3 protein-coding genes and 1 pseudogene are annotated in these 8,576 nt (G+C 56.9%); all 4 read left to right on the top strand.

Going from position 1 to position 8,576, the window contains the following annotated elements:
* Positions 1–1,287, top strand: a pseudogene (locus ACP5VX_RS05425) (DUF1156 domain-containing protein); the annotation flags it as partial.
* 13 nt (positions 1,288–1,300) lie between these two features.
* Positions 1,301–5,002 (top strand): DUF499 domain-containing protein, encoded by a 3,702-nt coding sequence (locus tag ACP5VX_RS05420; RefSeq protein WP_428724872.1) that lies wholly within the window; start codon positions 1,301–1,303, stop codon positions 5,000–5,002.
* A gap of 2 nt (positions 5,003–5,004) precedes the next feature.
* Positions 5,005–5,445, top strand: coding sequence for a hypothetical protein (locus ACP5VX_RS05415; protein WP_428724871.1), 441 nt, complete (start codon positions 5,005–5,007; stop codon positions 5,443–5,445).
* Entirely contained in the window at positions 5,436–8,564 is a 3,129-nt protein-coding gene (locus tag ACP5VX_RS05410; protein ID WP_428724870.1) for an SNF2-related protein, read from the top strand. Before ACP5VX_RS05415 ends, ACP5VX_RS05410 begins: the two co-directional genes overlap by 10 nt.
* Positions 8,565–8,576: the final 12 nt, after the last annotated feature.

Below are 8,576 nucleotides of genomic sequence, written 5' to 3'. Positions count from 1 at the left end.
TACGTGTGGCTCAAGAGGGCCTTGAGCGACGTTGAGGGCTCGTTGCTCAAGCCCAGGTTCCACGCGGATGCCTTCTTCAGGGACGGCGTCGAGGTAGCTACTCAGTGGGAGTGGTTCGCCTCCAGGGAGGTCTCTCTCAGTCTAGGGCGGTGTAAGTACTTCGAGGGGCTCGCCGAGGAGCCCTGTGAAGAGAAGTACAGAGAAATGCTCGCCAAGTCTTTCAGGGCTATGGCCGACAGGCTCAGCGAGGACGGAGTACTGGTAACCTACTTTGCCCAGAGCTCCAGGGAGGGCTGGATCGCCCTAATAGAGGCGGGGTTGTCTAGGGACCTCGCGCCCACCTCCGCATTCCCGGTACTGACGGAGAGCGAGGAGAGCGTGGTCGCAAGAGGTAAATCCGCAATAACAGCCAGTATTGTCGTCTCTTGGAGGAGGGTGAAAGAGGCGAAACCCGTTGACGTTGCCGCGGATTACGAGAAGCTCCTCGACGAGGCGGTCAAAGTGGTGAAAGAGGTCGAGTCCTCGCTCGCCAAAGCCCACGAGAAGGTTGCCCCGAGCATGTTCGGGGTCACGGTGTACGTCATGTCCTACGCGAAGGTTTTAGGGTTGCTGACCAGTGGCGGGAGGCCCGTGAAGTCCGGTAAGCAGGTGGGCTCCGGCGAGATCGCCGAAATCGCCTCCGAGCTACTCGCCCGCGCCTACGCGCGGGGGGCTGGGGCAAACCTCTCGCACGGGGACTCGGTGTTCTACTTCCTCGTCAAAAAGGTTTTCGCGAGGGGCGGGGAGGGCAGGAGGCTCGCGTCCAGCAGCGACCTAATACTCCTCAGCTACGGTACGCAGGCAGGGGGTGCCAGGCCGCTGGAGGGGTTCTGGAAGAGGGGTATAATCAAAGCCTACGGGAGGGAGGAGGAGACAGAGGTGTCGAGTAGGAAGACCTACATCCTCGTGGAGCCCTCCAGGGCTGGCGACGAGGTGGAGCTAGCCGAGGTGCTCAAGCTCCACGGGGTAAACCCGGAGAACCCCAAGACCTTCAAGAGCCCCGTCCACGTGCTCCACGCCCTGATGCTGTACTCCATGAGGCCCAAGGACGTGTTCAAGAAGTACTACGACAGGGTCTACTCCGAGAACCCCCAGTTGACGTCTGAGGCCTTGGAGCTAGCCAAGGCGCTCTCCACCCTGAGCGGCGACCCGGAGGCGGAGCTGTCCCTCCGAGTCCTGGACTACGTGGGTGTCAGGGTCGAGAGACAGAACAGGGGGGTGAGCCTGCTTGACTACCTCAAGCGTTAAGCCATTTACTAGCGTGCTCAAGCCCAGGAAGGAGGTCCTTGAGGGCAGGATAATCGAGGCCCTAAGCCTCGCAGACGCTTACATAGCGAACGAGTTGAGAGGGAGGGTCGAGGGCGTCGAGAGCCTGCCCGAGAGCCCGCTGTACGAGCCCAAGGAGTTCCTGAAGAGGACATACTTTAGCGAGTCCATGAAGGAGGTCCTCCTGAACGTTATGGGGTCCCTAGCGGGTGTCCAGTACCTCTACAAAGACAAGGAAGGGCGAGACAAGTTTAAGGTACAGAGTAGGGTTCTAGTTATACCCAGCCACCTGGGGGGCGGGAAGACCCACCTCCTCACCACCCTCTACTTCGTGGCGAAGCTGGTTAACGAGGAGGGGGCGCACGCACTGAGGTACCTGGAAGTGGACGATAAGACAAGGTATGCGCTCAAGCACGCTATAGACGTATTAGTCCAGGCGGGCAGGAAGATACAGGTAGTCGCCCTAGTAGGGGACAGGAAGTACCTCGCGCCCAGCCCGCTGAACCCCGTGACCGTCGACGGAGTGAAGGTCAACACCCCCTGGGGCCTCCTCGCCCACCTATTACGAGAGTACGATAAAGTCCGCGTAAGAGACGAATCCTTCGCCGCCCCCTTCACCGATGAAATAAGGGGGGTACTGCGGGGCAAGACCGTGCTGATACTCATAGACGAGGCCGTAGAGTACTTAGAGCACGCCACGAGCGTCTCGCGTAGAGTGAAAGACTACGACGAGTCCTACATATCCTTCCTAAAGCGGCTCGCTGAGGCCGTCAACGAAACGCCGAACAGCGTGTTGGTAGTCACTTTACCCGCAGAGTACAGGGAGGGACGGCTAGAGCCTGGACCCCAACACCCTGAGTACGTGATAAAGATCTTCGCTGAGCTCAACAGAGTGGCACCGCTGAAGCTACCTCCCATGGAGAAAAAGGAAATAGTGGAAGTGTTTAAGAAAAGGCTCTTCGAGAACGCCTACGAGAGTGATGCTAAGAGGTGTGCGGCGGAGGTCGCCGAGGAGGCTATTAAGAAGGCCAACGCGGACAAAGCCTTCTGGGATGCTATTAAAATCAGGTACGGAGACATCGCCGATTTCAAGAGGAGACTAGAAGGGCATTATCCGTTCCACCCGTACTTCGTGGAGACGCTCGTCAACATAGCCTCCACAAGCCCAGAGCTCGGGCTGACCAGGCACTTGATATCCTTTGTCGCGAGACTGGTAAAGGAGGTCTACGACGATGCATCACAGCGCAAGAGAGAGCCTCGCACAGCCCTATTCACAACCTGGCTCATACCGCTCGACAGGCCAGAGTTCAGGACTGACCTGTTGAGCAAAATGCCGTCAGACGTCCAGAGCGACTTCCAGAGGATCTACGAGGAGGACGTGAAGAAGAAGTTCTGGCGGAAAGTAGAGGAGTATATATGGAGCTTGGAACCCGCCTCTCCACAGGAGACCCACGACTTCGTAAAGGCAGCCGTCGCTAGGACGGTCTGGCTTACGTCTATACCCGGGCGGGGTAGTAAGAGGAGCGAGGTTGCGAAGCTCTACCCAGTATCCAAAGAGCTACCCGCGCTCGTCTACGACCCGCTCGCATTCCAGAGGGTCTTCATGGCCGACGTCGTCAACGCCGTCGATGAGCTACTAAGCGAATCGACCTACATGGTCAAGACGGATGAAGACAGGGTACTCTACGCTAGGATCGCAGACTTGACCAAGATACTCCGCGAAAAGTACTTGAGTGTAACAGAGCACGACGCCCTCTCAGTTTTAGAGGGTTTAGTCAACGAACAGGCCATCAAAGGCGGGAGGAAGATCAAGAGAGTCAAGCCGATCACCTCACACAAGTTCCTCGAGCTCGACCTGCTCAGGAAAGAGGTCGAGGAAAACGATGATCCACTCGTGCTTATATACATCGGCTTACAGGAGCCCGACAAAAACCTAGTCGAGTCCCTCCTATCGAGGAACAACGTGCTGTTCCTGCTCCCCGACTACAAGATGAACCCTATAGAGCGGGGGCTGATGTACACCGAAACCATCAAGGCGATCGCCGGCAAAGAGCCCAACACCATGAGGGACTTCTTGCTCAACCTCCTCAAAGTCGTCAAGGCTGTTAGGGACTTGGCGAACAACCGCGAGTACCTTTTGGAGGTCGTGGGCGAGGAGCACCTGGACGATACACGGAACAAGCTGAAAAGGTTAGAGGAGGAGGTTGTAAGACATGTCGTGCTCGCGATATACACCATGATGAGGAGGGTAGTTATGGGGACGCGGAGGCAAGGGTACGAGGTGGATTTGAGACCCCCGGAGGAGGTCAGCGACTTATCAAACATGGTGAGGCTTCTAGAGGGCGCGCTGGAGAAGAGAGGCGTCATAACTAAGTGGGAGTGGAGCGACGTCTACAACCAGCTCAGCGGGCTCAGAAAACTGTGGGACAGCGACATGAGCCTTAAGGAGCCGATCAAGGTTGGGGAGCTCTGGCATCAGCTACTCAAAGCCGATGTTGTAGTGCCTCACATAACGGGCTTCAGCGACTTCCTCGACGCACTGAAGACCGCGTACGAGAACTGTATGATCGCTTTCAGGTACAAGGGCGAAGTGCTGTGGATAGACTACCCCTTCACCGAGGCCGAGGCGGAGCAGTTCTACAGGACGGGTAGGAAGTATGCTTGCAGTTGGCAGAAGGACGTCGCAAACAAGGTACAACGCCTCGGCGCCGATATCAGAGAGCTGGAGGCCGTGCACCCAAGCTTCGTCCTAAACGAGTACCTCGAGAGGCTACGTGCCAAGGCGTCCACCAAGCCCGGGGAGAGGGTGGTACGTAGACTCGCGGTGTACATGCCCGACGGCAATAAAGTGGACCTCACGACCTTCCTCGCAACGTCTAAACTAAACATTGTTGAAGCTTTGTCCTCCCACCCAGTGGTACTCGTGGAGGAGACCCCGCCCAGGGTCTTCAATATGAGGGTGACTAGTGTCAACGGGAAGGAGCTGGGAAAGGAGCCCGTCGAGCTAAGAGGAGAGGGGGTTTTGGACATCGTTGTTGAGGGCTCGATGGAGAGCGCCGAGGAGTTCCCTGTGGAGATAGAGCTCAAGGCCGTCGAGGAAATATCGAGGCGAACGGCGTCCAGCAGTAGAGTGGAGGCGAGATCCAAAGGATCGTTTACAGCAAAAATAACGGTGAACCAGCCAGGCGAGTACATCGTAGTAGTCACAGCTAGAGACGCCGAGGCGCCCAAGGGTTACAGGATAGAGGAGATCCCGGTCGCCAGGGTCAGGGTCAGTGGAGAGTACTGTGTCAGTCGGTCGGTGAAAGGCGTGGACATCGCCAATTGGGGGCCTCCAGTTGGCGTGAGACTCGAGTTGACCAAGCTCAACATCGAGGGCCGAATCCTTAAAGGCGCGATCAAAAGTCTAGCAGACCTATTGAACTCTCTCAGCGTGTACAGGATTTATGCAGACGGCTACGTTGAATTAGAGAACCAAGGCGAGGAGCTGAGGATAAGCTTCAGAAAGGCGAGCACGAACAGGCTCTCCAGGCTCCTACAGTCGCTGGGCGTGGACGTGGATGTGTACGCTAAGATAGAGCTCCAGAACGCCGGGTCAAACATCAGACTGGCCGACCTTATAAAACTCATTGAGGACAGGTTTAAGTCTCTCGAGACCGTGCTGAGCCTGGATTACAGGGAGTGCAGGAGCGTGTGAGCATGGGGTTGCAGGCCGGCGCGAACCTTAAAGTCGTGATCCAGCCCGTCCCGGCCAAGAGGCCGTACTACATGCTCCGGGTGTACGACGAGGGCAGACTATTCCTACAGGCCAAGAGGGTGCTCAAGCCCGAGTACGTCTTGAAGTGGGTTATCTACAACCAGTCTCTCATAGAGGGGGACTTCATGAAGATAGAGAAGAGGAAATCCGGCACCGTTGTTATTTCTGTGAGCAGGGCGGCTGACAGGCACTTCAAGCTCCTGCTCTTCCACTCGCTCAGCGTCCTCAACATAAGGTCGTCCAAGAAGGCCGACTGCCTAGCTATTTGTTGGTCCAGCATAGACGCTATAAGCCCCGTGATCGACGCCTTGTGGAGCCTCATGATGGTCGTTGACACGAGGAGGTTCTCCAGCCTATTAAGAGGATATTGCTTATGCAGGTAGAGGAGCCGGCGCTACCACTGAGGGGGGTTCTCAGCCTAGTCCTAGAGCCGTTATTCAAGTACAACCCTTTCTTCAGCCTCTACTACAACCCGTTCTCGTCCCCTCCCGAGCCCCAGGTTGTCTCGAAACCGTACCTCAACTTCCTCCACCAAGTCTCCCTAGTATTGGACGTGATCCCCAGGAGAAGGGTGAGGCTTCTAATAGGGGACGAGGTAGGGCTCGGCAAGACTGTCGAGGCCATCCGCCTTATCAAGTACCTAGCCATGGTGGGTGAGGCCTCGAAAATCCTGATCATCGCCCCGAGAGCCCTTATCCGGCAGTGGCTCTACTACGAGTTGTGGGATCTCCTTCACGCCCCTGGCGTCCTGAGGGTGCTTGGTAAAAAGACGGTGGAGGCGGTAAAGAGAGAACTCGAGGAGGGTGGTAAGCCCCTCATAATGGTAGCACCGCTGGACTTAGCCAAACGTGGCACGGCGGACAAGCACGCCTATGGCCGGTACAAGCCTTACATCGAGGTACTGTCTAGCGTAGACTGGGACCTCGTAGTGTTGGACGAGGCGCACCAGGTCGGGTTCACAGGCCCCAAGCCGAGCCTCAGAGTGAAGAGGCTGAGTCCCATCCTCAAGAGGGCCAAGCACTTGATCCTACTATCTGCCACCCCTTCCAGGGGCACTCACAAGGACATGATCTTGAGGATGTCCCTTCTCATTCCCGACGCAGACACTACGCTACGAGAGCTAACCGAAAACCCCGAAAAGCGGAAGAGACTCTACGAGGACGCGGCCGGTCTACTAGTCTACAGGAGGACAAAGGAGCACGTCAACCTGGCAGAGGGCAGAGAGGTGTTTACGAAGCTCAACTCTTTCATGGCCCTGGTCAAGCTAGGCGAGGCAGCGCAGCTCTACGAGAGGCTCGGCAAGTTCCTAGGGAGGCTTCTAGGCCTGTTAGGCTCCAACGCGAACACCCTGCTAAAGCTGGTGTTGTTGAAGAGAGCGCTTTCCAGCCCTTACGCCTTCCTGAAGACGTTCATGAAGGTGGTAGAATCCCGCTCCACTCCAGAGCCTGAGCTTAAGAGACTACGCGTTTCCGACCGCCTCCTCGAGGAAAACCCCGACGCTCTTGTAGAGAAGGTTCTCTACTCGACTATCAGGTCCGTCCCAAGCGAGCTCCGCGATGAAGCAGCACTCCTCTTGTCCGAGTTCCAGAAGCTATACGAAGCCGGGGACCCCAGCTTCAGGGCCCTGGCCTACTTGCTCTACTACTCCGCGACTGGTAGAGGCGAGGCCCCCAGCGAGCTTAGAGGCGACTACATTGTGTTCAGCGAGTATAGCGACACTGTGGACTACCTCTTCTCAAAGTTCACGGATTTCCTGAAGAGCGTGGGCTTCACCGAGAGGAGCGACCTACTCGACAAGTTGCTGAGAGGCGTTTCCGAGAAACTCTCCCAGCGGGCACCATACGCGAGGCTCAAGAGGCTCGAGTCCGTGAGAAACTCGTTCAAGGTTCTCGAGGGACAAGGCAAGTTCTTCGTCGTGGGCAAGGTCTCCTCGAAAAACCGTGAGCTCGTCTACGCGCTCCCGGCCCTCGGCGAGGCGGCCGGTGAGGTGCTGGGGGCTGGCGTAGTAAAGGTCCTGTTCAGTACCGACGTAGCCTCCGAGGGATTAAACCTCCAGGAATTCAACGTCGTCGTGAACTACGACGCGACCTGGAGCCCTGTGAGGAGGGAGCAGAGGATTGGTAGAGTCTACCGTCTGAGGCAGACCAGGGACTGCAGCGTAGTCGACTTCGTCAGGTACACCACTGTAGAGCTCGCGTTCTACGAGAAGCTCGTGTTAAAGCTTCTCAACATGCTCGAGCAGAAAGTCGCCACGAGGCCGATCGAGAGCCTGCTGGAGCTATACCTTGAAAAGGAGGGTTCTGGGGGCGGGGAGAGGCTCGTGGTCTCCGAGAAGTCTATTGGAGCCGCTCTGCTACACGTGTTCGAGGGCTACTACGCTAGGAGCCTCCCCATCGAGCCCCTCCTCGAGGAGGCCTACAAAATGTTGCTGGAAAAGCTGAGGACCTACAAAGACCTAGCCGAGTCGCTCACGCCGAGTTACGAGGAAGTGCGTAGGCTCCAGAAATATGTCTGGCATTTCACGGGTTGCTCCAGCCACGAGGAGTTCCAACGAGTTGTCCTCAGACTAGTGGAAGTATTCCTCGGTAGGCGCTATACGGAGCCTTCCAGGGCGATCAGGGAGCTATATAAGGCATTGGTGGGTCAGAAGCCCGCGTCCGACCACGTGGTTGTTGTAAACGAGAGTGGGCTCGAGGAGGGCTATATCGCCGTAGTCGATTTCAAGCTCGGGGGGACGACCAGGTTTTCTACCCCGGTAGCTGTTCTGAGGAGAGGGGGCAACGTCGAAGTTCTAGTCGGGCTACAGGTACTGGACTGGCTGGCTCAGAAGCAGTCTGAGGGTAGACTTAATGTCCTCAAAGCAGATTGGGTGGGTAGCAAGCCACCGAGGATTTTGGAGGATGAGGTCTCTAAGTTAGCCAAGAAGCTGGACCTGCTATTATACGAGCGGCTCTGGAAGAAGCGGGATAGACTCGTAGAGCTCACAAAGACCAGGCTCGTAGACCTGGAAAGGCTGGAGGCGGAGGTCGAGAGCCCCTTCATACACGTAGTTGGAGTCGGAGGCGTCGAAGAGTACGGGGTCGACTGGCAGTCACTGCCCCCCGAAAAGAGGGAGTGGATGGAAAGGGTTAGCGTTGAGCACGTCGCCAGCTTATTCAGGGAAAGGGGCTGTAGGGTTCTCGAGATTAATATAGGGAAAGCGAAGCCCTACGATGTACTCGTAGAGTGCCCGGGACCTGGTGGACCGGAGAGGCTGGAGGTCGAGGTGAAAAGCCACCTGGAAAAGGTCTTCGTCGCCGGCTTAACGGATTGGGAGACCAAAGAGGCAGAGAAGAACCCAGCGAACTACATTGTCTGCAACGTGGCTGGGTTGAAAGAGCCCGACAAGTCCTCGTGGGTCACTGTTTGCGGAAGGTACGCCGACCTACCTAAGAGGCTTGTCGTCCAGGTTAAGGAGGAGAGGCGGGCCATCATCTTCTTCGGAGGCCGCCAGGACGTTTAAGCGGCCTGTGAA

Origin of the sequence: Thermogladius sp. (assembly GCF_049970955.1) — an archaeon.
Classification (GTDB): domain Archaea; phylum Thermoproteota; class Thermoprotei_A; order Sulfolobales; family Desulfurococcaceae; genus Thermogladius.
This window is presented reverse-complemented; position numbering and strand designations above follow the sequence as displayed.

Excerpts from the sequence above, each read along its gene's own strand:
- ACP5VX_RS05415 (WP_428724871.1), top strand. The coding sequence starts at position 5,005 with ATGGGGTTGCAGGCCGGCGCGAACCTTAAAGTCGTGATCCAGCCCGTC.
- ACP5VX_RS05410 (WP_428724870.1), top strand. The coding sequence starts at position 5,436 with ATGCAGGTAGAGGAGCCGGCGCTACCACTGAGGGGGGTTCTCAGCCTA.